Annotated in this window: 21 protein-coding genes; 11 read left to right on the top strand and 10 right to left on the bottom strand. The window is 61.0% G+C overall.

Annotated features, from left to right (window positions below; genetic code table 11):
• Positions 1–52: 52 nt before the first annotated feature.
• The 3 genes from E4K65_RS31035 to E4K65_RS31025 all read right to left on the bottom strand — a co-directional run bounded on the left by E4K65_RS31035 (position 53) and on the right by E4K65_RS31025 (position 2,130).
• Complete coding sequence (locus E4K65_RS31035; RefSeq protein WP_135177357.1) at positions 53–493, bottom strand: DUF3237 family protein; 441 nt, start codon at positions 491–493, stop codon at positions 53–55.
• A 91-nt stretch (positions 494–584) separates the two neighbouring features.
• The gene (locus E4K65_RS31030) at positions 585–1,124 is read right to left on the bottom strand and encodes a dihydrofolate reductase family protein (protein WP_135177356.1); all 540 of its coding nucleotides are present in this window, start codon (positions 1,122–1,124) and stop codon (positions 585–587) included.
• A gap of 196 nt (positions 1,125–1,320) precedes the next feature.
• Complete coding sequence (locus tag E4K65_RS31025) at positions 1,321–2,130, bottom strand: SDR family NAD(P)-dependent oxidoreductase (protein WP_135177355.1); 810 nt, start codon at positions 2,128–2,130, stop codon at positions 1,321–1,323.
• Positions 2,131–2,330: 200 nt separating this feature from the next.
• Between E4K65_RS31025 and E4K65_RS31020 the strand changes: the two genes are divergently transcribed.
• Complete coding sequence (locus tag E4K65_RS31020; protein WP_209312101.1) at positions 2,331–2,534, top strand: hypothetical protein; 204 nt, start codon at positions 2,331–2,333, stop codon at positions 2,532–2,534.
• An 87-nt stretch (positions 2,535–2,621) separates the two neighbouring features.
• On the opposite strand, the gene E4K65_RS31015 is transcribed toward E4K65_RS31020, so the two are convergent.
• From E4K65_RS31015 to E4K65_RS31005, 3 genes are all read right to left on the bottom strand, one after another.
• On the bottom strand, positions 2,622–2,948 hold the full coding sequence (locus E4K65_RS31015) for a hypothetical protein (protein WP_135177354.1): 327 nt from the start codon (positions 2,946–2,948) through the stop codon (positions 2,622–2,624).
• Between the two features lie 81 nt (positions 2,949–3,029).
• Positions 3,030–3,518: an Hsp20/alpha crystallin family protein gene (locus E4K65_RS31010; protein ID WP_135177353.1), complete on the bottom strand. Its 489-nt coding sequence runs from the start codon at positions 3,516–3,518 to the stop codon at positions 3,030–3,032.
• An 85-nt stretch (positions 3,519–3,603) separates the two neighbouring features.
• On the bottom strand, positions 3,604–4,065 hold the full coding sequence (locus E4K65_RS31005; RefSeq protein WP_028153323.1) for an Hsp20 family protein: 462 nt from the start codon (positions 4,063–4,065) through the stop codon (positions 3,604–3,606).
• Positions 4,066–4,445: 380 nt separating this feature from the next.
• Here E4K65_RS31005 and E4K65_RS31000 point away from each other — a divergent pair, with 380 nt between their 5' ends.
• Positions 4,446–4,679, top strand: coding sequence for a hypothetical protein (locus tag E4K65_RS31000; protein WP_135177352.1), 234 nt, complete (start codon positions 4,446–4,448; stop codon positions 4,677–4,679).
• Between the two features lie 66 nt (positions 4,680–4,745).
• Here E4K65_RS31000 and E4K65_RS47675 read toward each other — a convergent pair whose 3' ends face one another.
• Complete coding sequence (locus tag E4K65_RS47675) at positions 4,746–4,889, bottom strand: hypothetical protein (RefSeq protein ID WP_167771287.1); 144 nt, start codon at positions 4,887–4,889, stop codon at positions 4,746–4,748.
• Positions 4,890–5,347: 458 nt separating this feature from the next.
• Here E4K65_RS47675 and E4K65_RS30995 point away from each other — a divergent pair, with 458 nt between their 5' ends.
• A complete protein-coding gene (locus E4K65_RS30995) occupies positions 5,348–7,378 on the top strand; it encodes a LuxR C-terminal-related transcriptional regulator (protein WP_135177351.1) in 2,031 nt (676 codons plus the stop codon).
• Positions 7,379–7,595: 217 nt separating this feature from the next.
• Here the strand turns inward: E4K65_RS30995 and E4K65_RS30990 are convergent, their stop codons facing one another.
• Both E4K65_RS30990 and E4K65_RS30985 read right to left on the bottom strand, forming a co-directional pair.
• Positions 7,596–9,392 carry an NAD(P)/FAD-dependent oxidoreductase gene (locus tag E4K65_RS30990; RefSeq protein ID WP_135177350.1) on the bottom strand — a complete coding sequence of 599 codons (1,797 nt, stop codon included), beginning with the start codon at positions 9,390–9,392 and terminating at the stop codon, positions 7,596–7,598.
• A 175-nt stretch (positions 9,393–9,567) separates the two neighbouring features.
• Positions 9,568–15,444, bottom strand: a complete 5,877-nt coding sequence (locus tag E4K65_RS30985) for an AAA family ATPase (RefSeq protein WP_135177471.1) — start codon at positions 15,442–15,444, stop codon at positions 9,568–9,570.
• 516 nt (positions 15,445–15,960) lie between these two features.
• On the opposite strand from E4K65_RS30985, the gene E4K65_RS30975 reads away from it, so the two are divergent.
• From E4K65_RS30975 to E4K65_RS30935, 8 genes are all read left to right on the top strand, one after another.
• Positions 15,961–16,425 carry a metallophosphoesterase family protein gene (locus tag E4K65_RS30975; RefSeq protein ID WP_135177349.1) on the top strand — a complete coding sequence of 155 codons (465 nt, stop codon included), beginning with the start codon at positions 15,961–15,963 and terminating at the stop codon, positions 16,423–16,425.
• Positions 16,426–16,809: 384 nt separating this feature from the next.
• A complete protein-coding gene (locus E4K65_RS30970) occupies positions 16,810–18,411 on the top strand; it encodes an ABC transporter substrate-binding protein (RefSeq protein WP_135177348.1) in 1,602 nt (533 codons plus the stop codon).
• Positions 18,412–18,493: 82 nt separating this feature from the next.
• Positions 18,494–19,504, top strand: coding sequence for an ABC transporter permease subunit (locus E4K65_RS30965; protein WP_135177470.1), 1,011 nt, complete (start codon positions 18,494–18,496; stop codon positions 19,502–19,504).
• Positions 19,501–20,412 carry an ABC transporter permease subunit gene (locus E4K65_RS30960; RefSeq protein WP_135177347.1) on the top strand — a complete coding sequence of 304 codons (912 nt, stop codon included), beginning with the start codon at positions 19,501–19,503 and terminating at the stop codon, positions 20,410–20,412. Before E4K65_RS30965 ends, E4K65_RS30960 begins: the two co-directional genes overlap by 4 nt.
• Before the next feature lie 18 nt (positions 20,413–20,430).
• Positions 20,431–21,459 (top strand): ABC transporter ATP-binding protein, encoded by a 1,029-nt coding sequence (locus tag E4K65_RS30955; RefSeq protein WP_135177346.1) that lies wholly within the window; start codon positions 20,431–20,433, stop codon positions 21,457–21,459.
• Positions 21,456–22,433 (top strand): peptide ABC transporter ATP-binding protein, encoded by a 978-nt coding sequence (locus E4K65_RS30950; RefSeq protein WP_135177345.1) that lies wholly within the window; start codon positions 21,456–21,458, stop codon positions 22,431–22,433. Before E4K65_RS30955 ends, E4K65_RS30950 begins: the two co-directional genes overlap by 4 nt.
• A gap of 836 nt (positions 22,434–23,269) precedes the next feature.
• Positions 23,270–23,476: a hypothetical protein gene (locus E4K65_RS30940; protein ID WP_135177344.1), complete on the top strand. Its 207-nt coding sequence runs from the start codon at positions 23,270–23,272 to the stop codon at positions 23,474–23,476.
• A gap of 12 nt (positions 23,477–23,488) precedes the next feature.
• On the top strand, positions 23,489–24,055 hold the full coding sequence (locus tag E4K65_RS30935; protein WP_135177343.1) for an ATP-dependent DNA ligase: 567 nt from the start codon (positions 23,489–23,491) through the stop codon (positions 24,053–24,055).
• Positions 24,056–24,207: 152 nt separating this feature from the next.
• Here E4K65_RS30935 and E4K65_RS30930 read toward each other — a convergent pair.
• A partial coding sequence (locus E4K65_RS30930) for a transposase (RefSeq protein WP_209312100.1) occupies positions 24,208–24,472 on the bottom strand: 265 nt, incomplete at its 5' end.

The raw sequence follows: 24,472 nt of genomic DNA, 5'->3' as shown, positions 1-24,472 counted from the left end.
TCGTGGTTCCTCATGTACGGGCGCCTTGCTGAACAGGTCGGCAGGCCGCACGTCAGTGCAGATAGACGTCAATGTGGATCTTGTTGGTGGCCAGGTTCGCGTACCCCGAACCCCAGGCCGGTTTCGCGTTGACCCACGAATAGGCGGCCACGGCCGTCAGGAGATCGATTTTCACGGCCAGCTCGACGATCGGCTCGCCGTCTCGCGGGGACCCGACGCCCTCGGCGGAGAACGCGATCCGGCTCCCGTCATCGGTTTCGATGGTGCCCCTGAGTTCGAGTTCGCGGCGGCCGTCCGGACGCACACGCAGGTAATCGACGCCGCGCAGGGTGCCCGTTACGCGCCCTTTGACGGGCCCCGCGAGCGAGAGGTCGAATTGAGCGCCCTGCAGCGGCACACTCTCTCGCCCTGTAAGTATCGCCTCCATATCGGCGCCGTAGTCAGTCACGCCGGTGATATCGAGGTCGTATTCGAAGATCTTTTCGTAGCTCATGGCGTCTTCCTCTCGAGTCTAGGCACGGCAACTGGTGCCGTTGACCGGATGCGGCCAAGCAAGCCACGTTGCTGATGGTTTGGTCGCAACGTTAGTTGGGGCGGTACTTGAGGACCACGACGCCATTTCGGAACGCGTGCGTGCGGATGAGCTCCAGATTGAGCTGGTCCGCGTCGACGTCGGCGAAGGCCCGTTTGCCCTGACCGGCGCGGGTCGGCATGATCCAGACGTCGTATTCGTCGACGAGCCCGTTATCCAACAGCGTCCTGTCCAACTGCGAGATGCCGTATTTCAGGATGTGACCGCCGACCTGACTCTTCAGCGTGGCGAGCTCTTTGGCCAAGTCGCCCTTGATGAGCGACGCGTTCCACCTGACCTCGTTGAGCGTCGTCGACGCCACGAGCTTCTTCAGCTCGTTGATCCGGTCGATGTAGGCATTCCCTGTTACGGTAGTCCAGGCCGGGACAAACGCCTCGTAGGCCTTGCGGCCAAGCAGGAAGTACTCGACGTCGTCGAGCTTCCGAAGAGCATACTCTCTGCACTCATCGTCGAAGAACCGTCCTCCCCAGGCCATCGGAGCCTCGATGACGCCGTCGAGAGAGACGAAACTAGATACCATCAGCTTACCCATGACGGAAGATTCCTTTCCGGGACTGTTCTGATCGACCATCGCTCATGTTGTGGAGACCACGGACGGCGAGGAATTCATCGGTCAATCGCGATTTCTCGTCGTGCGGGGCAACTGACGTTCGAAAGGCGTTTGCCCCGAACCGGATGGGTTCGAACGTCAGGCGGCGCTCCAGGACGGCCCTCGCGACGTCTGCCCGTTAGTCGACGATCAGCCCGCCGGTCAGGTTGGCCACGGTTCCGGTCATGCCGCTGCCGCGGTCGGAAGCCAGGAAGGCAGCCATCTCCGCGACTTCGGAGACCTTGGTCGAGCGCTTCCGGTGCGTCAGACTCTCGATGAAGCCTTGGAACTGCTCGCGGGGGATGCCCATCGCGTTGGCATGCAGCCCGAAGACGACGTCGATTGTCTCCGTCTCCGGCATGCCGCTCGAGCGCACGCAGATCGCGCGGACACCCTTGGGACCGAATTCGGCGGACAGGTTGCGGTTAAAGGCTTCCATCGCGGCCCAGGCGGGACCCATCCCTCCGACCAGGGCCGCTCCGAGCCGCGCCGGTTCAGGGGTATGCATCAGCAGCACGCCGGAGCCTTGCTCGGCCATCCGCCGTGCCGCCGCCCGCGCCGTCAGGAAGTGTGATCGCATGTAGGTCGTGATCGGCGCGGTGAAGCTGTCGACCGACAGCTGAGCGATAGGAATACCCTGCGTGCCAGGCTGCGGAACTGCGGTGATGGCGTTGAAGGACACGTCCAGCCGCCCGGTTTGCTCGACGACAACGGCCACGTGGCTTTCCACGGCCCGTTCTTCCATGGCGTCGACCTGAAAGGCTTGGGCGGTACCGCCGGCCGCTACGATCTCCCTCGCCACGCGTTCGACCTTGCTGAGCGTTCGGCCAGAGAGGAAGACCTTGGCGCCCTCGCGGGCGAAGGTCCGCGCCACGGCGCCGCCGATGGCCCCGCCGGCGCCATAGATGATCGCTGTCTTGTTCTCTAGGAGCACAGCCTGTCCTTCCATCTGGCGTTTGATGCGAGGTGGCGGCTGGGCTTGCCGCCACCTGTGTGTTCGTAGTGTGAGGACCGCGCTTACCCGCGAAATTCATCGGCGCGGCCGCAAGAAAATGCTGAGGCTGGCGGCCGAGTTGCTCGCGTCAGTAGGATGCGTATTCGGGCTCGGCGACATGGCGCGCTGCCGAGCGCCGGCGAGAAGGAGCCGCCATGGCCAAGGAGCGCGAGCGGCGGGAGAAGACGGTCGCAAAGGCTCAGGCCGCCCTTGATGGCGCGAAGGCCGAGCACGACGCGACAACGCGCGCTATCGAAGCCGAGCGCGCGGCTTTGGACAAGCGGGCCGAGGACGAGGAGGTCCGCTGGGAGAAGCGCAAGGAAAAGCTCGAGGCCGCCCTGCGCCGAGCGCGGGATTAGGGTCTCGCCTACGCTCGCTGCGTGGGCCGCTCTCCCAACTCGCTCATGAAGGAAATGAACGGAACGGCCCATGCCCTAGCGTGAGCATCATGCGGACCTCCGCTGCGCGGCGGCCCAGGGCCGCCGCAGCCGCATGGGGACGCCGCCGGGTCGGGGCGGATCGTCGTCGCCGTCCAGGCGCCGCAGAGCCGCGAGGATGTCCGCGAGCCGGATTGTGTGGCCCATGCCGGGAATTTCGCGTAGCGCGGGACAGGATTCGACCGCGAACATGTCGGAGGCCCATGACGACAGTATGATCCGCTTCTCCGGCGTGGAGAGCGCATTGTCGTTCAAGACGTCCTCCGGAGACGTATAGTGCGCGGCCGGGTGGAAGAGGGGATGAAGATTGCCTGCGTTCGTGTTGGCATTGGTCATCGGTTGGCTCCCTTTACGCTCCTTTCCTCGGGACGTTTTTCGGTGAGTTCGGGCGGCGGAGACCGCCGCCCGTGATAGTCTTTACTGCGTGTTGATCGCGATGCGTTTGACCCCCGCGCGCGGGTTCTCGGACTTCGGCAGCGAGATCGTCAGGACGCCGTTCTTAAACGACGCCGCGGCCTTGTCCTCGTCGACATCCTCGAGCGCGATCTGCCGCTGGAACGAGCCGTAGTAGCGCTCGGTGAAGTATCTGCCTTCGTCGTTGCGCTCGCTCTTCTTCTCGCCGCGGATGGTCAGCACCCCGTTGGCGGTTTCGATCTGGACGTCGTTCTCCGTCATACCGGGAAGCTCGGCCGAGATTGTCAGCGCCTTGTCGGTCTCGCTGAGCTCGATCTTGGGCCAGCCGAATTGCCCCTCCATGAGCGGCGACAGGCCCGTCCCGCCGAAGCCGCGGAAGACATCGTCGAACAGACGGTTCATTTCGCGATGCAGCGTCATGAACGGATCGGTGCCGCGCGCCGGCGCGAGTTCCTGGTTTCTCGACCAAGGAATGAGATCACGAACTGCCATATTTTTTTTTCTCCTTTGTTGCATGAGCCAGGGAGCGCAGCCGCGCTTGCGCGCGCCGCGTTCCGCTGTCGAACCTCATCAGGCGTCAGGCCGCCTTCTTCTGCTCGATCTGCGAAGCGGGAGAGGCGCCGCCTCCGATCTGGATCCGGCGCGGCTTCATGGCTTCCGGCACCTCGCGGACGAGATCGATGATCAGCAGTCCGTCGCGGAAGGAGGCCTCCTTCACTTGAACATAGTCGGCGAGGTTGAACACGCGCCGGAAAGGACGCGCGGCGATGCCCCGGTACAGGTATTCGCCGGCCGCTTCCTCGGGCTTCCTGCCCTCGATCGTGAGGGCGTTCTGCTCGGCCGTCACGGCGATGTCGTCGGCTCCGAAGCCGGCGACGGCGAGCGAGATCCGGTAGTGGTCCTCGCTGGTACGTTCGATGTTGTACGGGGGATAGTGATCTTCGCTCGCCTGGCGGAGCGTGCTGTCGACGAGGTCGGCCAGATGGTCGAAGCCGATGGTGGAGCGCCACAGGGGCGCGAAGTCAAAGGTGGTCCTCATAACCAAGTCCTCCAAAGAGCAAGATGGATACAAGGAGCGCAAGGCTGGAGTCAGCGGGTCTGATACCCGGCCCGGCGCCCGCGCCGGACCCGTGAAGGCGCCCGGCACACCGCTCTCGCGGCGAAAAACTAATTAGAAAAACGAGAAGTCGTTTCAAGGGGCGGATTGAAAAAAATCCATATGCGGCGCTCGGTCGCGGTGCAGAGGTGTCAGCCATTGCGGCAGCGCAAATGCCGTTGGGTGATCCGGCCAAGGATTTGGGGTTCGACCGCCGCCGGAATCTTGACTCCCGGTATCGCCCGAATATTTTTGCGTCGGGAAATTCGCTTCCCGCTTTTCAACATCAAGAAGGACCGTGACGACCGTCAGGAGAGGCGACGATGCTCGACGAAGGCTTTGCCCGCATTCGTGCTCACCGCAACAACATCCACCGCTATCGACGCCTGCTTCGGACCAGGCTATCGGAGCTGGAACGTCAGTTCATCGAACGCCGCCTCGCCGAGGAGCAGACCGCGCTCGATGCTCTGGCCGCCGAAACCTTCCCCGTCGCTTTCACGCTTCCGGAAGGTCAGGATCCACAAGGATGGGGGGCGGGCGATGAGCGACGTCCATGAGTTCCTCATCCGCGGCAGTGGTGAGCCTACTTTCGCGCGGCTTGCCGGCCGCGGCGAAGGCATCCATCACAGGTCCTCCCGCAAATCTTCGCGAAAGGCATCGGCGAGCAGCTTGCGCCACCGGGTCACCGGCGTGTTGTTGTTGGGGGCGAACGGCCCGGCCACAGACGTTTCCTCTTTGAACCGGAACACGATGCCGTTTCGGCTCATCGCGGCTTCGCGCGGAGCCGCACACCTTCGCCCGTCCGGTCGCTCGCGCGGCGGCTCGAATTGCTAGACCGTCGTGCTCTTGCGGAGTGCGATGCCTGACTTCCGGTATCGGCCCTTAGCCGAAGGTCGATTAAGCGCGTGTCAGTCGGCTGTCGGGGCAAACCGGACGCCAATCCCACTTGGCGTCCACCGCTGCTTTGGACCCAAAGCGGACGATTTGGCCATCCGAATTCCGTTCTCCCGTGCTGTAATCGCCGAATTCGATGGGCTTTCTGTCGGCTGCGAGCGCACTTCTTCGGTGGCCTGATCAGTTGCAAGTATGGTCATTCGATGCCTTATTAAGCTACCGGAACCAAGAGGGGCGTTGTGCGTTGGCGCGCTGCTCTTGAAAGTGACGCTTGAACCTAGGCCGCATTTGCTGGGCGAGTTAGGACGGAACGCCGGGCGAGGTAGCGCAGATGCTTCGTATCCGACTCGTGATAGCAGATCGCCGTCCGATCGTTCTGCAAGGTTTTGCGTCGCTATTTGCGGCGGAGCGTGACTTCAAGATCGTTGCGTCGTGCATTAATGGAGCCGGTTGCCTCGAAGCAGTTCGGAGGTTGACGCCAGATATCGTGCTTGTAGAGGACGGATTTTCTGACGTGACGGCTTCTGAAATGCTCGCCGCCGTCAATGCCGAGAACCTTCCCACACGGCTGGTCTTCTACACCGCGTCCATTGCGCGTGGCGATCTCGCTGCTGCAATCGCAGCGGGGGCCTGCACTGCGATCCGGATGCGCGAGGAGCCCGAAACCGTGTTGCAGTCCCTGAGGCTGGTGGCGCCGACCGCGGACCGGGCGGCTACCCGCAAGGCAGGCAATGGCGCGTTTGGCGACAATGGGCTGGCAGCGCTGACGGACCAGGATCGCAAGATCATGCGTCTGGTCGCCTGCGGTATGTCGAACAAGGAGATTGCGCGCCAGCTTAAGGTCGCCACAGGCACCATCGAGGCGCGAATCGATCACATATCTGCGCAGCTTGAGACCAAAAACCGGACGGAGCTCGCAACGTTCGCCCTGTCGCGCCTTTACGGCGGGGTCGGCGCGCTTGCAGCTCTGATTTGGGCCGCGCTAGACGACGTTCAATCAGCGAGCGCGACCACAGTTTGTCATGCGTATACCGATAGTGTCACGGTAATGGCCGCAGACGGCACCGGCGCGGTCGTGACCGTCAAAATCACCTCCCAAAAAATGACCGCTGCTCCGGGCAAAACGGCCAAAGCCGGCCGCGTTGAGAATTCTGTAGGCGACATGCCGACGCGGGCCAGCAAGCTCATCGAATCCCGTGCCGATATTGCCGCCAACACGATCACGTTGCCGACACTCAACCCTCCAAGGCCGGGCTTGAGCAGCTATGGCACATTCATGATGACGGCGGTCGGAGTCTCGATTTACGAACTCCTTAACAGCCCCGCGCAGGCGTTCAATGTTTGCGATAGCCTGAGCGATCTCTTTGCGTCGGCTGCCGCAAACGGCAACAGCGAATTGGTCGCCCTCAATATTCCTGGCAGCGCCGATGCGAACCTCAACGGCTTCGACAATTTGGCCTGGCTCTACCCCGAAATACACCATGAATCGTTTGCCTTCGAGGCTGCCCGAGGCGATGCCATCGGCAGAAGCGACGAACTTCAGATCATCGATGCAGCCGCGAGCGAGGATAGCGTCAGCGGCAACGGCAACCCTCCCACCGGATCCGGTGCCATCGACGCTTTGATCGGTCATAACGGCTTCGAACAGGCGGCCGCAACGGATGCGTCGAGGAATGCCGAACACGGCACGATACAGGCGACCGCAGGAGACGGATCCAATTATGAGAAATCGCAGCGTGATTTGCACGCTTCGGAGGACGGCGCAGCAGCCGGCAAGAAGCATACCAAGCTCGCCCCACCGGGAGACGATTCCACTCATGGACAATCGCAGCGTGATTTGCATGTTTCGGAAGACGGCGCAGCAGCCGGTAAGCAGCATGCCAAGCACGACTCAACCGGACACGAAGCCAATCGTGGACAATTGCACGATTTACACGCTTCGGAGGACGGTTCCGCAACTGCCGAGCAGCATGTCAAGGATGATGTACCGGGAAGCCATGTCAATTCCGGCCAATCGCAGCGTGACTTGCACGAGGCGCATTCAAACGCTTCTAAAAATCTGCCCGCAGGGCCGAGCCAGAACGCTGGCGGCAACGACCAAGCTACCGATCACTCCGGTCCGGCACAAACGGCAGCTGCGCCCGAGCCCTTAGATTCCTTTCATTTCAAGAATGATATGGCAGGGGCCAAAGCTTCAGACAATTTTGAGGATGGCCACGGACCGGTTGAATATGGTCTGCACAAAGCCGGAGTAGCGCTGATCCAGGATGCAGACCTGATTGGCCCTTCACACGCCGAGCAAAGCGCCGTTGATCACGCAAGAGGCGTTGAGAACCATCTGACCCATGATTTGTTTGTGTAGCTGACTCGACGCCCTCGCACACCAGCGTCGGTATTCTGGTCTCGAGCGTGTTGCCGGCCACGTCCGCCGCGACTGCTGATGGCCCCTTTCCGACATGGCGGATTAAGTCAGCTGTGTCGTCTCAGCGAGACAAGGCGGCCATTGCGCTGGCGAGTGCGGAGACCCGGAAATAGCATGGGACTCGCAATCCGCGAGCCCCGCTGTGCACTCGGCAATTTCAGGCCTTGTGATGGACAGTCTGCAGGCCGTAGACCGGCGTCGGGATGCTCTCGTAGCGCGCCTTCAACTGCAGGGAAAGGAATTGCGAGTAATGTCGCGACTGATGCAGATTTCCGCCGTGGAACCATAGGCCTTCCTGCTGCGTCGGCTTCCACATGTTGCGCTGCTCACCTTCCCATGGGCCGGGGTCCTTTTTCGTATTCGAGCCGAGGCCCCAGACCTTGCCGACTTTGTCGGCCATTTCCGCACTCACGAGATCGGCGACAAAGCCGTTCATCGAGCTGTAGCCGGTGGCATAGACGATCACGTCCGCTGGCAATTCCTTGCCGTTGTCGAGCCTGACGCCGTTGGGCGTGATTTCCTCGACCTGTCCAGCGAACAGTTTGATTTTTCCGTCAATGATAAGCTGTGAGGCGCCGACGTCGATGTAATAGCCCGAGCCGCGGCGCAGATATTTCATGAATAGCCCGGAATCGTCGTCACCGAAGTCGAGCATGAAGCCGGCCTTCTCTAGCCCGGCATAGAAAGCGGCGTCGTCCTGGCGGATCTTGTCGTAAACCGGCTTTTGAAACTGATTCAAAATCTGGTAGGGCAGTGAAGCGAAGATCAGATCGGCCTTTGCCGTGGTCATTCCGCTGCGGACGGCACGTTCGGAATAAAGATCACCGAGGGTCGCCATCAGCGAATCCGAGCGCACAATGTGGGTCGTCGAGCGCTGCACCATCGTTACGTCGATGCCGGCCTCGTACAGCGCAGCGCAGATGTCATGGGCCGAATTGTTCGAGCCGATCACCACCACCTTCTTGCCTTTGTAGCCGCCGGAGCCGGGATGGCGTGAGGAATGGTGTTGCTCGCCCTTAAATGCTTCCATGCCTTTGATTTTCGGCATGTTCGGCTTGGCCGACATGCCGGTCGCGAACACAAGCTGCTTGGGCCGCAGAGCAATCTCCTTGCCATCGCGTTCGACGATGACGGTCCATTCCTTCTTGGTGTCGTCCCAACTGGCGCGTTTGGCCACGGTGTTCGTCCAATAGTTCAGCTCCATGACCTTGGTGTACATTTCCAGCCAATCGCCGATCTTGTCCTTGGGCGAGAACACAGGCCAGTTCTTGGGGAAATCGATGTAGGGCAAGTGATCGTACCAGACGGGATCGTGCAGGCAGAGCGACTTGTAGCGGTTGCGCCAGGAATCGCCGGCGCGTGCGTTCTTTTCGACGATGATCGTCGGCACACCGAGTTGGCGCAGCCGCGCCCCGAGCGCAATGCCTCCCTGTCCGCCGCCGATGACAAGCACGTAGGGCTGCGTCTTGAAGCCAAGTTGCTCGACTTCCTCGTCACGCAGTTCCTTCCAGGTCTTGGCGCCGGGATTAACGCCGTGCCTGGCGCCGAGCGGTCGGCTGAAGCCAGCCTTTTCCTCATGGGCCTTCAGTTCGGCCATGGTCGTCAAGAGCGTCCAGATCTGACCATTCTGCAGGCGGATAAGTCCATATCCGCGCGCGACATCGGTCTCGAACGTGATCCAAGATTCGGTCACGGCGCCGGCCTCGGTTGGCGTTTCACCTTCGGCGGTTTTCCAGTTGTGCGGCTTCACATGCGCGAGGCAATGCGCGAGCATGTCGCGGATCTGATCGCGGCCTTCCATGGTCCTGATGTTCCAGGTGAAGGCAACCAGGTCGCGCCAGTAGCATTCCGGAGCGAACATTCCTACGGCGGCGTCGAGATCGCCCGTCGCAAGCGCGGCTTCAAACTTGTCGAGGAAAACCTGGACGCGCGCGCTAAGCATGGTGTCGAGCATCGCTTCCTCCCGGATGTCGTTTGTAATTGTTCTCCGCAGCGTAACCTTACCCCAACCATCGCGGGAATCCAGACCGGCGCGGCAGGGTTCCCGGTCGGCTTCAGCGCCTCTCAGCGCTCGCCTGCAACAACATCGCCCTGCCCACCGGCGAGTGGTACACCAACCCCCGAGATCATCATGAAGCGTCTGCGGGACAGACCGGCACGGTGAAATGAAAAGTCGCGCCGCGGGGCAGGTTAGGGGTCACCCACAGGCGCCCGGCATGAGCTTCAACAATCGAACGGCAGATGGACAGTCCCACCCCGAGCCCGCCCGGCTTCGTCGTGTAAAAGGGGGTGAAGACGTGCTCGAGATTTTCCACTGCCAACCCCGGTCCCGAGTCCTGCACCTCGACAAGAACACGGTCAGGGCCGACCTCACCGGTGGTGATAAGCACCCTTCTGGCGTCGTCCGCCACAGTGCCCACTGCCTGGACGGCATTGACAATCAGATTGAGGACCACTTGCTGCAATTGGACACGATCGCCTTCCACAAGCGGTAAGCTGTCTGCAAGTTCCGTCTGTACCGAGACGCCGTTCTTCATCGCTTCGCCGCGGGTAAGCTCAATCACGTCCCGGATCGCCTCGTTGATATCCAAATTATCCTTCCGAGGCGGTGCTTTTTTGATGAGATCGCGAATTCGCTGGATGATGTCGCTGGCCAGAGCAGTATCGTTCATGAGCCAGCCCAGTGATTGCCTGACCCTCTCGAGATCGGGCGGGTTTCTGTCCAGGAACCGCGCGGCGGCACCAGCATTCATGGATGCCGCGGCAATCGGCTGGCTCACTTCATGGGCGATCGAGGCCGTGAGTTCGCCCATGGTGGCGAGGCGGTTGGCATGCGCCAACTCCCTCTGCATCTCGCGCAGGGCCTCCGTGGCCCGCTTCTGTTCGGTGATGTGCCGTCCCACGCCGCGATAACCGACGAACTTCCCGGACTCGTCGAAAATCGGCATCCCGGAGACGGACACGTAGCGCTTGCGGCCGTCGGTCGTCGGGCGCGCGAGCTCGAAATCACGGAACGGCAGGTGGGCATCGAGCGTCTCCCGATGCTTGCGCCAAGCCTCCTCGTCGGGCTCCAAGTAGGGCACCTCCCAGCGCGTTTTACCAAGTTCAGAGCCCGACGCGGGAGCGTCAGCAATGGTTTCGGCGAACTCCTGGCGGATGAAGCGATGGTTTGCATCTGATTCCCAGTACACGTCGAAAGAGAACTGTACGAGAGTACGAAAACGCTCTTCGCTCTCCCGCAGAGCCTCCTCGGACCGTTTACGTTCCGTCAGGTCGACGACAAAGGAGACACCTTGGTCCCGTTGCTCGTCGAACGCAGCCATTCCGATCAAGACCGGCACGCGGCTTCCGTCCTTACGGAAATACTCTTTCTCGAACGGCTGTACGCTCCCCATCTTCTTGAGTTCCGGGATCCACCATCGTTCGTGGCGGTCGAGCCATTCCGGCGGTGTCAGGTCAGTCCAGAGCAGGCGGCCGGAGGCGAGATCCTCACGGTCGTACCCCACGATGCGCAGAAACGCATCATTGGCCTCCAGAATTGGCCCTTCAAGCTCCCAGATGATGATCCCAATGATGTTGGCGTCGACAAGGCGGCGGATCTTCGCTTCGCGTTCTCTGACATCACGATACAGAGTCGCATTTTCCAGCGCGATTGCCGCTTGCGAGGCGAGTAGTTTTATAACAGCAACCCTTGCGGGTGCGAAAACGTGAGGCGTCAGTGTATTCTCAAGGTAGAGCACCCCGATAAGTTTCCCCTGGTTGATCAGGGGCAAGCAAAGAATGGAACGAGGCTTGCGCTGACCAAGGTAGGGGTCCGTAGCAAAAGGAGGTTGGCAGGCGGCATCTTCGAGAACAGCGCACTCTCTGGTCCGCATTACGTAATAGAGAACGGATTCCGGAACCAGAGCCTCGGTCACCGCTGCATCACGCAGTTCGACGGTCACTCTCTCGCCGGTTGTCGTGGCTTCCGCCTCGATGCGCGGCTCGTTGTTCTCGTGCGACAGGATCAACAGACCCCGTTCAGCTCCTGCCTGTTCAACGGCCGTGTGCATCAGCGTCTCGACAAGCTTTTCCAAGACCATCTCGCCTGATACCGCTTCAGACACCTTGATCACGGTGGCGAGATCGAGATGCTCGACCGGCGCCCCGATGGTGCTCATCGCGCCGGGCTCTGATCTCACCTCCTTGAGGTGCGGATGGATATCCTCAAGTTGCCGCACTTTTCCGTCCGCTCCCCAACGAACATAGCAATCGCGCGCTCTTTGCAGATAGATGCGCGCAAACTCTTCGAAGCCACGCGTGCCGTAAAAGCGCGCGGCCAATTCGTAAGCGAGTCCCTCGTGGTGGACGAAGCCATTGCCGCGGGCGGAGCGGATGGCTTGTTCAAAGAGACGCTCCGCGTCAAGTTCTCTGCCTTGGAGGCGGGCGATTTCTGCGCCGGCAAGGAGAGCGCGATTCGCGAAGCTCTCAGGGCAATTCTGCGCCCACAGTTCGAGCTGCTGCTGGTGGGCCGTCAGCGCTTCAAGGTGCTCTTGCTGTTCTTCAGGGGGTGCCAAATCCCAGCAGGCCGCGTGGGACAGTGCTGCATAGAACTCGTATTCCGCCGTTTCGAATAGCTGAGGTGGTGACCACGGTAGGCTCCGAGCCCTGGCCGCGGCGGCAACGGCCGACACATAGTCGCCGGCAAAGAAGCATGCTTGCAGCTTGCGGATCCAGTACCAGCTCTCAGGCAATGCGAGTGCCTGATCAGCAGCCAAATGCCGCTCGAACCGAAGCTCGTCGGACTGATTGTCGTGAAGGGCGCCGAACCGCCGCGTCAGGCCACGCAGCATCCTGATCAGCCCAAGCTGCGGCTTTATGATGTCGCCGATCAGCGCAAATTTCGCCTTCTCGGTCAACCGCAACCCGTGCTCGGCTTCGCGTTGTGCTTCTGCAAGCGGATCGCCCGCCGCAAGGAAATTGGTATTCAGGCTGGCGCAGCTGAAGGCCGCGAACGTGATATCGCCACTGTTGCTCGCCGCCTCGAATGCGCGTCGAAACGCGTCTCGCGCGTGCTGGAGGGGCTTTGTCCATGAAAGGACAAGGTTGCCATAGTTCAGGTAAGTCCGCGCTTGAACGAGCGAAAATCCGCGTCGCTCGACCAGCTCTGTGCCGATACGGCTCAATCGAAGCCCCGCCTCATAGTCGTCGAAGCGCGCGCCGGCGATGGCGCCGAACATGACGTAGGGAACGCACGAAGCATCGTTGTTCCCCCACTCCAGGCTGAAATCGACCGCCTTGATGACCACCAGCGAGCGAAGGTTCGTATCGGTGAAGAATGCAGGCGGCATGAGGGCCGTCAAAAGATCCAACATGGCCAGTGCGAGCGGGTCGGTCATCAGCGGCAGATCCAACACCTCCTCGATCGCTCGGTCTCCGAGGCGAGATCGGACGCGCTCGTATTCCTGTCGGACGTGATCATCGCTTGGGTGGGCCAGCCATCGAATCCCGAGTCGTTCCAGACAGCCGAGACCGGCGTCAACCGCGCGGTCCGGCTTGCTGAGCGCCGTATACAAATCCACCAGCCGGCGTGCGACGACAGCAAGGTCGGTTGCACTCGCGATTCGCGTCGTCAGTTCCTGTAAGCGCTGTTCCGCCTCAACGACAGCGCCGGTCACGAACTCGCATTCGGCGCGATGCAACTCGAGCGAAAAAGCAAGCCGCTGGAAGCGCTCCCAACAGTCGTGCGGTAACAATGCCGCACCGGTTGCGGCGTAATTGAGCGATGCCGCGTAGGCCGCCGACGCCCTCGCGCGCAGGCTGGCTGTCAGATTGAGCTCCGCAAGCTGCACGCGTTCATCTCGCGAGGTGATCAAGGCCGCGCCGCGGTTGAGCTGATTGACGATTGCGAAGATCGCCTTCTCGCGCTTCTCCCCGAATGTCTGCGCCAGCAACTGGCGCCCGATTCGTAGATGGAGCGCCGCGCGTTGATGATCCGGGATCAGCGAATAGCAGGCTTCTTGTACGCGGTCGTGGACAAACCTGTAGGCGCCGGTCTGTTGCTCGATCAATTCCTGGCGGACCGCCTCCCAGAGCGCCGAATGAACCTGCTGCTCGGAGCGCCCGAGGACGATCGAGAGTGTCGTGGTTTCGACGAAATTTCCGAGACAGGCCAACTCCCGCAGCGTGTCCTGTGTGTCAGCCGGCAGCTGTGCCAGCTTTGCGATCATCAAATCCACGACGTTGTCGGTGTGACCTTTTGCGTGAATGCGATCCAAATCCCAGCACCAGCACATCGCCTCATGATCAAAGCGGACGAGGCCTTCCGCGGCAAGTACGTGGAGGAACTGATTTACGAAGAATGGATTGCCGGCCGTTTTATCGTGGATCAGACGCGCGAGCGGCGCCGCATGCAGCAAATCGCAGCCTAGAGCATCAGAAATCAGGCGCGAAATGTGTTCGCCGGCAAGCGGCGCAAGGATGATCTGCTGCACGTTTGTGCCAGCGTTCTCCATGCCCTCAAGCCTACGCCGTAACGGATGGGCGGCCGTGACCTCGTTGTCCCGAAAGGACCCGATCAGCATCAGGTATTGCAGATCGGTCCGGGTCAACAGATCCTCAACCAGGTCCAACGTGGCGGCGTCGACCCATTGGAGATCGTCGAGGAAAAGTACCAACGGATGCTCGGAACGTGCGAATACCCCTATGAAGCGTCGGAGTACGTGATGGAAGCGGTTTTGTGCCTGCGGTGGCGGGAGATCAGGAACGGGTGGCAGCTCTCCCATGATCAGCCGCAATTCAGGAATCAGGTCGATAACAAGTCGCCCATTTGCGCCAAGCGCATCTTGAAGGGCTTGGCGCCAATTCGCGAGCTCGACGTCATTCTTGCTCAGAAGAGACCTCACGAGGCTCTGAAAGGCCTCGACCAGAATCGAATACGGAATATCGCGTTTGTACTGATCGAACTTGCCCGATGCGAACAGTCCGTGCGACGGAACAAGCCGATGATGGAGCTCATTGACCACTGAGGACTTGCCGACGCCGGAATATCCGGAAACCAGCACCAATTCCGGCGCGCCGCTCTTGAGCATGCGGTCGAACGCGCCCAGCAAGAGTTCAATCTCGCGGTCTCTTCCATAGAGCTTTTCGGGGATCAGCAGTCGGTCGGGCGTGTCGTATTGCCCGAGTGCAAACTCTTCGATCCGACGTCCGGTTTCCCATTCATTCAGGCAGCGGCGTAGATCATGCTCGAGGCCCGTCGCGCCCTGATAACGTTCCTCGGCGGACTTGGCGAGCAGCTTGAGTACTACGGCCGAGATTGCAGTCGGTACAGTGCTCACGCGCTCGCTGGGCGGTACCGGCTTTCTCGCGATATGGCAATGTACCCACTCCATCGAATGTGCCGCGGTGAACGGCAACGAGCCAGTCAGCATTTGATAGAGCGTCACACCAAGCGAGTAGAGGTCGCTACGGAAATCGATCGAGCGGTTCATCCACCCGGTCTGTTCGGGCGCCATGTAGGGCAGCGTGCCCACGATGAACTCGGGCGGCCCGGGCATGCGTCGCTCCCGGACCAGGCGCGAAGCGATACCGAAACCGGTGAACCGGATCCGTTCGTCGTCGCAGTTTACCAGTATATGCGCCGGTTTCAGGTCCTTGTGAACGAGGCCGCGCTGATGCACCTTGTTCAAGGCTCTCGCGATCTCGATTGCTAGTCGCAAAAAGCGTTCGATGTCCATGGGCTCACCAAGCAACTGCTCGAGTGGCTGGCCGCCAGGATACTCAAGCAGCAGAACAGGGTGACCACCGTCGTACTCCAGCCCGAGCGGGCGCATTGCCCACGCGCCATCCAGCTGGTCCTTCAGTTCGAATTCGTGAGCGAGCCGATCGAGGATGCCGGACGAAGCATGCTTCGCCTTGGGATGTACTGCCAATACAGCTCTGCAGGTGGCATCGGAATCAGGACACAAAGCCCGGCAAAAGACGCGGGCATCGTCCTCCCATAGCACTTGGAACCTGTTGTCCATGCGCGTCGAACCGAAAAACGATGGGGTCAACCGGAAGCCTCCAAGTGACCCAATGCTGGGTGAGGAGGTACTGTCCTAAGCTCTGATTCTGCCACAAACGCGCAGGTGTGCCCAGCCTAAGCTGGGGCGGCCAAAGCACCGGGAAGAAGCGACGAGGATCATCTGCTGAGGTTTTCTCGCAATCATTGGTTTATGCCCGCTCAGCGCTATCGGAAACGGGGCTGGATCGCCCAGCGTCAGCCGCTGACAGCACATCGCTTGTTCCGAGGCATCGTCAATGCAACATCGTGCCAAACGTCGCTTCGGTTTGATTGCGCGAGGGCCATTTTGACCCGGCGGCGCTGACCAGCAATACCTTCGATATCGAATGGCCCCCCGAAGCGGTCGACGGCAGAGTTTTGCTGAAGTAGACCGCGCGGATTGGTTCGACATCGAGTTCGCGCGGACTAAGATGCTGTCCGCTCAGGTCGAACTTCTCGATCGTCTTTTGGCGATCGCAGCTTAGAACGACGGAAAGTGATGTTCAGGATTGGAATCATTTCGGACACGCACGGCCTGTTGAGGCCGGAGGCGGAACGAGCCCTGACGGGCGTCGAACACATCATTCATGCCGGCGACATCGGGCGTCCCGAGATCATCGACGCGCTTCGCCGGATCGCTCCTGTCACCGCCATCCGTGGAAACGTGGACAATGGCGAGTGGGCTCGCGAATACCCCGACACGAACCTTGTGCGCTTGGCGGGAAAGTCGATCTACGTTCTGCACGACCTGAAGACCCTTCAGGCCGATCCCGGCGCCGGCATCGACGTCATCGTCTCCGGGCATTCTCACGTGCCGAAGATCGACACGGCCGGCGGCGTTCTCTACCTGAATCCGGGCAGCGCGGGACGGCGACGCTTCAAGCTGCCAATCACGCTTGCGACGCTCGAAGTCACGCCTGAGGGCATGCGACCGGAAATCCACGATCTTGGACGGGACTGAACACATGACCGCGGAGGGGATTCGCAGAGCGAAAGTTGGATTTCGAGCGCGCCAAGGACAGCTTCTGGCGCAAAGCTGCCGTTCGCAGGAATGTCCGTTCATGGGGGCAAAGCCGACTTCCCGGTCGCCCGCCCAGACTTCTCAGTTTGACCCACAACCGACTTCGTACCGGGTCGGGTTCTTGTCCGCCTTCAGGACTAAAGCAGAAAATCGCCGCTGCCCCACCTGCGCACGATTTCGGAGCCGGATGACTTTTCTTCGAAACGTCATCCCGTCACCCCAGGACGCATTGACAGCTGCAATACGCAATCGCAATCTCGTTTCTGGCGTCTTTGGCGCAGCCTGCGTCAACCGCGCCGAGAGAATTCACCAGGAGTTCCGACAGTGAACAGATCAATCCTGCTCGCCGGCGTCTGCGCTACGGCGCTCGCGGCGGCCTCGACCGCGTCTGCCAAAACCTTGATTTACTGCTCGGAAGGCAGCCCGGAGAACTTCTATCCCGGCATCAACACCACCGGCACGTCGTTCGACGGCAATGAGCCGATCTACAACCGCATTGTCGAATTCGAGCGCGGCGGCACGAAAGTGGTGCCGGGCCTCGCGGAAAAATGGACGATCTCGCCTGACGGCGTCACCTATACTTTCAACCTGCGCAAGGGCGTGAAGTGGCATGCGACGTCGAAGTCGTTCAAGCCGACGCGGGAGTTCAATGCTGACGACGTCCTATTCTCAATCGAGCGGCAATGGAAGGACGACAATCCGTATTTCAAGGTAACGAGTCCGAACCATTCCTATTTCGGCGACATGGGCATGCCGAAATTGTTGAAGTCGGTCGAGAAGCTCGACGACTACACCATCAAGATAACGCTCAACCAGCCGGAAGCGCCTTTCCTCGCCGATCTCGCGATGCCCTACGCAGCCATCCAGTCGAAGGAGTATGCGGATGCCATGCTGAAGGCCGGCACGCCTGAGAAGATCGACCAGGATCCGATCGGCACCGGCCCATTCTATCTGGTGCAGTACCAGAAGGACGCCGTGATTCGTTACAAGGCATTCCCTGAATTCTGGGGCGGCAAGGCCAAGATCGACGACCTCGTCTATGCGATCACGCCGGATGCATCCGTTCGTTGGGCCAAACTCCAGAAGGGCGAATGCGACGTGATGCCCTATCCGAACCCGGCCGACATCGACGCGATCAAGAAGGATCCGAACGTCACGATGCTGGAGCAGCCCGGCCTCAACATCGGTTATCTCGCGTTCCAGACACAGAAGAAGCCCTTCGATGACGTGCGCGTGCGCAAGGCCATCAGCATGGCGATCGACAGGAAGGCGATCATCGATGCCGTCTATCTGTCGACCGGCATCGCGGCCAAGAACCCGATCCCGCCCACCATGTGGTCGTACAACGACAGCATCAAGGACGATCCCTTTGATCCGGAGCAAGCCAAGAAGCTTCTGGCCGACGCCGGCTACCCGAACGGTTTCGAGACCGATCTATGGGCCATGCCGGTGCAGCGCCCCTACAATCCGAACGCCAAGCGCATTGCCGAGTTGATGCAGGCCGACCTCGCCAAGATCGGCGTCAAGGCCGAGATCAAGTCGTTTGAATGGGGCGAATACCGCAAGCGGTTGCAGACCGGCGAGCATCAGATGGGCATGTTCGGCTGGACCGGCGACAACGGCGACCCTGACAACTTCCTGCACACATTGCTGGGCTGCGCCTCGGCGCAAACGGCATCGGGCTCGAATATCGCCAAATTCTGCTACAAGCCGTTCGACGACCTGGTCGTGAAGGCCAAGACGGTCAGTGATCAGGCCGAGCGGACCAAGCTGTACGAGCAGGCGCAGGTGATTTTCAAGGAGCAGGCGCCTTGGTTCACCATCGCGCACGCGGTGCAGTTGAAGCCCGTCACCAAGAGAGTGATTGACTTCAAGCTGTCGCCGTTCGGACGCCACAATTTCTATGGCGTCGACGTCAAGGAATAGTAGACGACAAGGGCGGAGTGGCTTTTTGTTACTCCGCCCATTTTTCTTTACCCTTTCCCTTGGGAGGGTGGCAGGAAACGGCATGCTTCGGTTCGTCTTTACCCGGCTGAGTCTCGTGGTTCCGACCTTCATCGGGATCACGTTGCTTGTGTTCGTGCTGATCCGCCTGATCCCTGGCGATCCCATCGAGACGATGGCGGGCGAACGCGGTATCGATCCGGCCCGGCACGCGCAACTGCGCAAGGACTACGGCTTCGATCAGCCGGTGCTGGTGCAATACGGCCTCTATCTGTCGCGGCTGGTGCATGGCGACCTCGGCCGCTCGATCGTCACCCATGAGCCGGTGATTTCCGAATTTGGGACGTTGTTCCCGGCGACGATCGAACTATCGGTCTGCGCGATCCTGTTTGCGTTAGGCCTCGGGTTACCAGCCGGGATTATCGCGGCGGTCCGGCGCAACTCCATCTTCGATCACGGGGTGATGGGCATCTCGCTCACCGGATATTCGATGCCGATCTTCTGGTGGGGATTGCTGCTGATCCTGCTTTTTTCCGTGCAGCTCGGATGGACGCCGGTGTCGGGCCGGATCGCCGTGCAATACTACATCGAACCGGTGACCGGCTTCCTGCTGATCGATGCGCTGCTGGCTGGTGATTTCGGCGCGTTCCGCTCGGCCCTGTCTCACCTTGTGCTGCCGATGATTGTGCTCGGCACGGTGCCGCTCGCCGTAATCGCCCGTATGACGCGGTCCGCCATGCTGGAGGTCCTGGGCGAAGATTACATCCGCACCGCACGCGCCAAAGGGTTGCCGCGTTCCCGGGTGATCGCGATCCATGCGTTGCGCAATGCGCTGATCCCGGTGGTGACGGTGATTGGGCTGCAGGTCGGCGTCCTGTTTACCGGCGCGATCCTCACGGAGACCATCTTCTCCTGGCCGGGCGTGGGCAAATGGCTGATCGAGGGCATCAACCGCCGCGACTATCCGGTGCTGCAGGGCGGCACGCTCTTGATCGGCGCGATCGTCATGATCGTCAATCTGCTGGTTGACGTCGCCTATGGGCTGATCAATCCCCGCATCCGGTACACAAGATGACCGCCGAAGTCCTCGAAACTCCCGTCGTCGTGGCGCAAGCAAACGCGCCCCCGCATCCGCTGTTGCAATTCTGGTCAGATTTCAAAGCAAATTTCGGCGCCGTGGCAGGCCTCGTCGTGATCGTGGTTCTAGTTCTGCTCGCGCTCTTTGCCGATTTCGTTGCGCCACATTCCCCGATCCTCATCAACAATACCGCCTTTCTCAAGCCTCCCTTCTGGCAGCAGGGCGGATCGACCGCCTATCCGCTCGGTACCGACGCGATCGGCCGCGATATTCTATCCCGTCTCATCCACGGAGCACGGCTTTCGCTTCTGATTGGCATCGCGGTGGTGACGTTGTCGGTGGTCGCCGGGACGATTCTCGGTCTGGTCGCGGGTTTTTTCCGCGGCCTGATCGAGATCGCGATCATGCGGCTGATGGACATCACATTGACGCTGCCAAGCCTTTTGCTCGCCATCGTGATCGTTGCGATCCTCGGGCCGGGCCTGATGAATGCGATGCTGGCGGTCGCGATCGTGCTCCTGCCGCACTACGTGCGGATCGCGCGCGCCGCCGTGATCAGCGAAGTGTCGAAGGACTACGTCACCGCGGCCAAAGTCGCAGGAGCCGGCCGGCTTCGGTTGATGTTCAGGGAGGTATTGCCGAATTGCGCAGCGCCCCTGATCGTGCAGGCGACGCTCGGCATTTCGACCGCAATCCTGGACGCGGCCGCGCTCGGCTTTCTGGGTCTCGGTGCGCAACCGCCCCTGCCAGAATGGGGAACCATGCTGGCGGACGCGCGCGAATTCGTACTCCGGGCCTGGTGGGTCGTCACGCTTCCGGGCCTGGCGATCCTCGTGACCGTGCTGGCCTTCAACCTTCTGGGCGACGGACTGCGCGACGCGCTCGATCCCAAGCTCAAGCGATAGCTTCCTGAAGTCGATCTGATGCCGCTGCTCGAGATTGAAAATCTATCGGTTGAGTTTCCATCCCAGAACGGGATGGTGCGCGCCGTGGATGGCGTCAACATCACGCTCGAAAAAGGCGAGGTGCTGGGAATCGTCGGTGAATCCGGTTCCGGCAAGAGCGTCGGCATGTTGGCCCTGATGGGACTCGTGCCCTATCCGGGGCGTGTCCGAGCCGACAAGCTGCTGTTCGAGGGGCGGAATCTGCAGACTTTGTCCGACCGCGAGCGGTGCGCGCTCACCGGCAAGGACGTCGCGATGATCTTCCAGGAGCCGACGACATCGCTCAATCCCTCTTTCACGATCGGCTATCAGTTGGCCGAGACGTTGCACGTCCATGAAGGGATGGATCGCAAGGCCGCGCGGCGCCGCGTCATCGAGCTCTTGGAGCAAGTCGGCATTCCGGCCCCGGAGAGCCGGCTGTCGGCCTACCCGCACCAGCTCTCGGGCGGCATGAATCAACGCGTCATGATTGCGATGGCGATCGCCTGCAATCCGAAGCTCCTGATCGCGGATGAGCCGACGACGGCGCTCGATGTCACCATCCAGGCGCAGATCCTCGATCTTCTGCTGTCTCTGCAACGCGATCGTGGCATGGCGCTGATCCTCATCACGCATAACATGGGTGTGGTTTCGGACACGACTGAGCGAGTCGCCGTCATGTATGCGGGACAGATCATGGAACAGCGCCCGACGCAGAGCCTGTTTGCGTCGCCACAGCATCCCTATACAGCCGCGTTGCTGGCGGCACGCCCGGAGGCAGGTGATGGCGGACGGCTCGCCACCATTCCTGGCGTGGTGCCGGGGCTCCATGATCGACCGCCGGGGTGCCTGTTTAGTCCGCGTTGCATCCATGCAACGCCGCTGGCCGAAAAGGTGCGCCCCGATCTGCGCCCCTGGATGGACGGCCTGATCCGTTGTCATTATCCGCTCGGCGATCCGACACGGGATGAGCGCATCGCGGCCGATGGGGGCGGCGCGTCGATCCTCAAGCGCGAGTCCGTGTCATGACGGCGCTTGTCACCGCCACCGATCTCAGGCGCGGTTACGAGATCAAGCAGGGCTGGTTTCGCCCACCGGCGCATCTGCAGGCCGTGGGCGGAGTATCGTTCGCGCTTGAAGCCGGCAAGACGCTGGCGGTCGTCGGCGAATCCGGTTGCGGCAAGTCGACGCTCGCAAGGCTTGTGACTCTCATCGAGAAGCCGAGCGCCGGCACGCTGATGCTCGACGGCGTCGATGCGGTCAATCCTCCGGCCAGCGCTGTGAAGACATTGCGTCGCACCGTGCAGATCGTGTTTCAAAACCCCTATGGGTCGCTCAACCCCCGCAAGCGCGTTGGCCACATACTCGAAGAGCCGCTGATCATCAACACCAGACTTTCCAAGCAAGACCGGCGGGCGCAGGCGCTCGACATGATGGCGAAGGTCGGGCTGCGACCGGAGCAATATGGCCGCTATCCGCACATGTTCTCGGGTGGCCAGCGTCAGCGCATCGCAATCGCGCGCGCCTTGATGCTGCGGCCGAAGCTGCTCGTTGCCGATGAGCCTGTGTCCGCGCTCGACATGTCGGTGCAGGCGCAGGTTCTCAACCTCCTGGTCGATCTGCAGCGCGAACTGGGGCTGGCTTATCTCTTCATCTCGCACGATCTCGCCGTGGTGCGTCACATTGCCGAAGACGTGATGATCATGTATCTGGGGATCGTAGTGGAGCATGGGCCGAAAGAGCGCATCTTTGCGCGGTCGTTGCATCCCTATACACAGGCCTTGCTTGACGCGACGCCGGGCCTCGGTCGCAAACGCCAGCGCATCGTTCCGAAGGGCGAGTTGCCTTCGCCGCTCGATCCGCCGAAAGGCTGCGTGTTCTCGACCCGCTGTCCCTATGTGACGGATCTCTGCCGCACGCAGCGTCCGCTCTTGCGCCCGCTCGACGGCCGCCTCGTCGCCTGCCACTACGCCGAGCGTTTCCTGGAAGTACAGGCGGCTTAGAGCCGATTGGCCGAGCCAAGCGATGAACTGAGCGTCCGACTTCGCAAGCCGCTACGCCGGACAAGCTACGCTGCTTCGTGCGGGAGAACGAAAACGACGAAACAGGTGATCGCAAACATCAGCCGAGCACCTGCGAGCGGCCAGCAACCGCGCTCGCACAATATGCGCGGGTGAGCGCCAGACGGATGGCTCTCTACGACGCGCAAAGAGGACATTCACCGTCAGCGGCTTCACCTAGCTGCCGACCAATCTCGCCCATAAGAGCCCTCGGGTCCCAGTTCGTGCCGTCACTCTTGACGACTCTCTTCGCGCGCTCGAAAGCATGGCTCTCGGCCGCATCATCCCCTATGCGGATGGTCACTTGAGAATGGAAGGGGCAGACCGCGATTGCACGGGTCGTCTCTAGAGCAAAGCGCACGGTCGCGCGGAGATCATCGGCGTAATTTTCGGCGGACACGTTAGCCTCCTGTCGCACATCGCCTGCGAGATCAACACACAGTCAGGGGCGGATAGGCAGTTAAGGCGAGGCCCGGTGCGCCTAGGAGCCCAGGGCCTCATAACCTCAGAAGCCTGACAATAGGTTGTTCGGCTACGCGTCCAGTCTGTCCTACATGGCAGGATATCGCTTTGACGCTGCGCAAAGCCCCTCGGACCAGCCCGGCCCCCTTGCGGCGGTACGGAGGGGACAGTTGCGGGGCCGGGCGGTCCGACGGGCTGGCGCCGTGAGGAGGCGCCACGCAATTGGAGGCTAGTCCCCGTCGGCGATATCGCTCTGTTCACTTGTGACCCGGAACAGGTATTTGTAATGTTCCCGCACTGGAACATCGAGGCCGCAGATGAAAGACATGCAGGCCCAACTGGAGAAGCTACAGCGAGACGCCGCTGAGTGCGCCCTTATTCGCGACTTGGCGACGGACCCCAAAAAGCGCGAACTGTTTGCCAAACTGGCTGAACACCTTGCAGTGCTCGCATCCGCAGTGGAGCAGGCTATCGGTGAGAGCACGGGCAGCGACATCGCTCCTGATCTGCCGCCCAAGCCGTAAAACTGTGGACGCGTGCGCCTTATCACGCGCGGTGGCTACAATTGGGCCAGTCGCTATCCTTGGATCGTGGAAGCCGCGCGTAAAATCCGCCAGAAGCACTTCGTCCTCGATGGCGAAGCGGTCGTGCTCGGCGTCGATGGCATCTCCGATTTCAATGCACTTCACTCGCGTAAGCACGACTACGAAGTGCCGTTCTGCGCCTTCGATATTCTTGCCGAAGGCGGCGACGATCTCCGCATGCTCCCGTTGTCGATGCGGAAGAACTTGGAGCGCCTGTTGGCACGGCGTCGTGAAGGCGTTTTCGTCAATCCCTTTGAGCGCGGCGAGCTTGGGGCTGATCTGTTTCGCGCGGCCTGTAAACTGGGGCTAGAAAGGCTAGTGTCCAAGCGGCGCGACCGGCCTTATCAGGCGGGTCGGAGCAAGCATTGGGTAAAGGTAAAAAAAACCGCAGTCACCCCGCGATGGAGCGGGAGCTGCGAGGTCGCGAACAAACAAGTTGGCAGGCGCCAGCTTGTTGCACGCAAGCAACTCTTCTCTTGTTCCGTGATTTGCACCGAGTTTTCCGGCTTCACACGATAAGCCTCACCTGCGTAGATAATCTGCGCGCAAAAGTGGCTGGTACTATTATGATCGGCGGGGAAGGCCGCGCGCATTTATCCGGCGCCTACAGAAAGACCGTCTGTAGATGGTCTTTCTGTAGTCGTTTGTGAAGAACGTCTCTGAGCACCGTTTTAGGCAAGGTGTGGTTGCGATAGGTGGCGACAGAGTATCCATAACAGGCCGCGTAAAAGTTCCGCGAGCCAGCGGCGAAGCAGGCTGAAGTTGTAGCCAGCGGCGGCAAGCACGGCGTTGATGCGGTCGCCGTCGCGGCCCTTGAGATGGTTACGGCGCATCCGGTGGTCGTCCTTGAGATGGCCGATCACAGGCTCGACGGCGGCGCGACGCCGCATCTCGCGGCGGATCGCTTTGGTGACACGGCGAACCTGGCCGCTGATC

The organism is Bradyrhizobium niftali (assembly GCF_004571025.1).
Taxonomy (GTDB): domain Bacteria; phylum Pseudomonadota; class Alphaproteobacteria; order Rhizobiales; family Xanthobacteraceae; genus Bradyrhizobium; species Bradyrhizobium niftali.
This window is presented reverse-complemented; position numbering and strand designations above follow the sequence as displayed.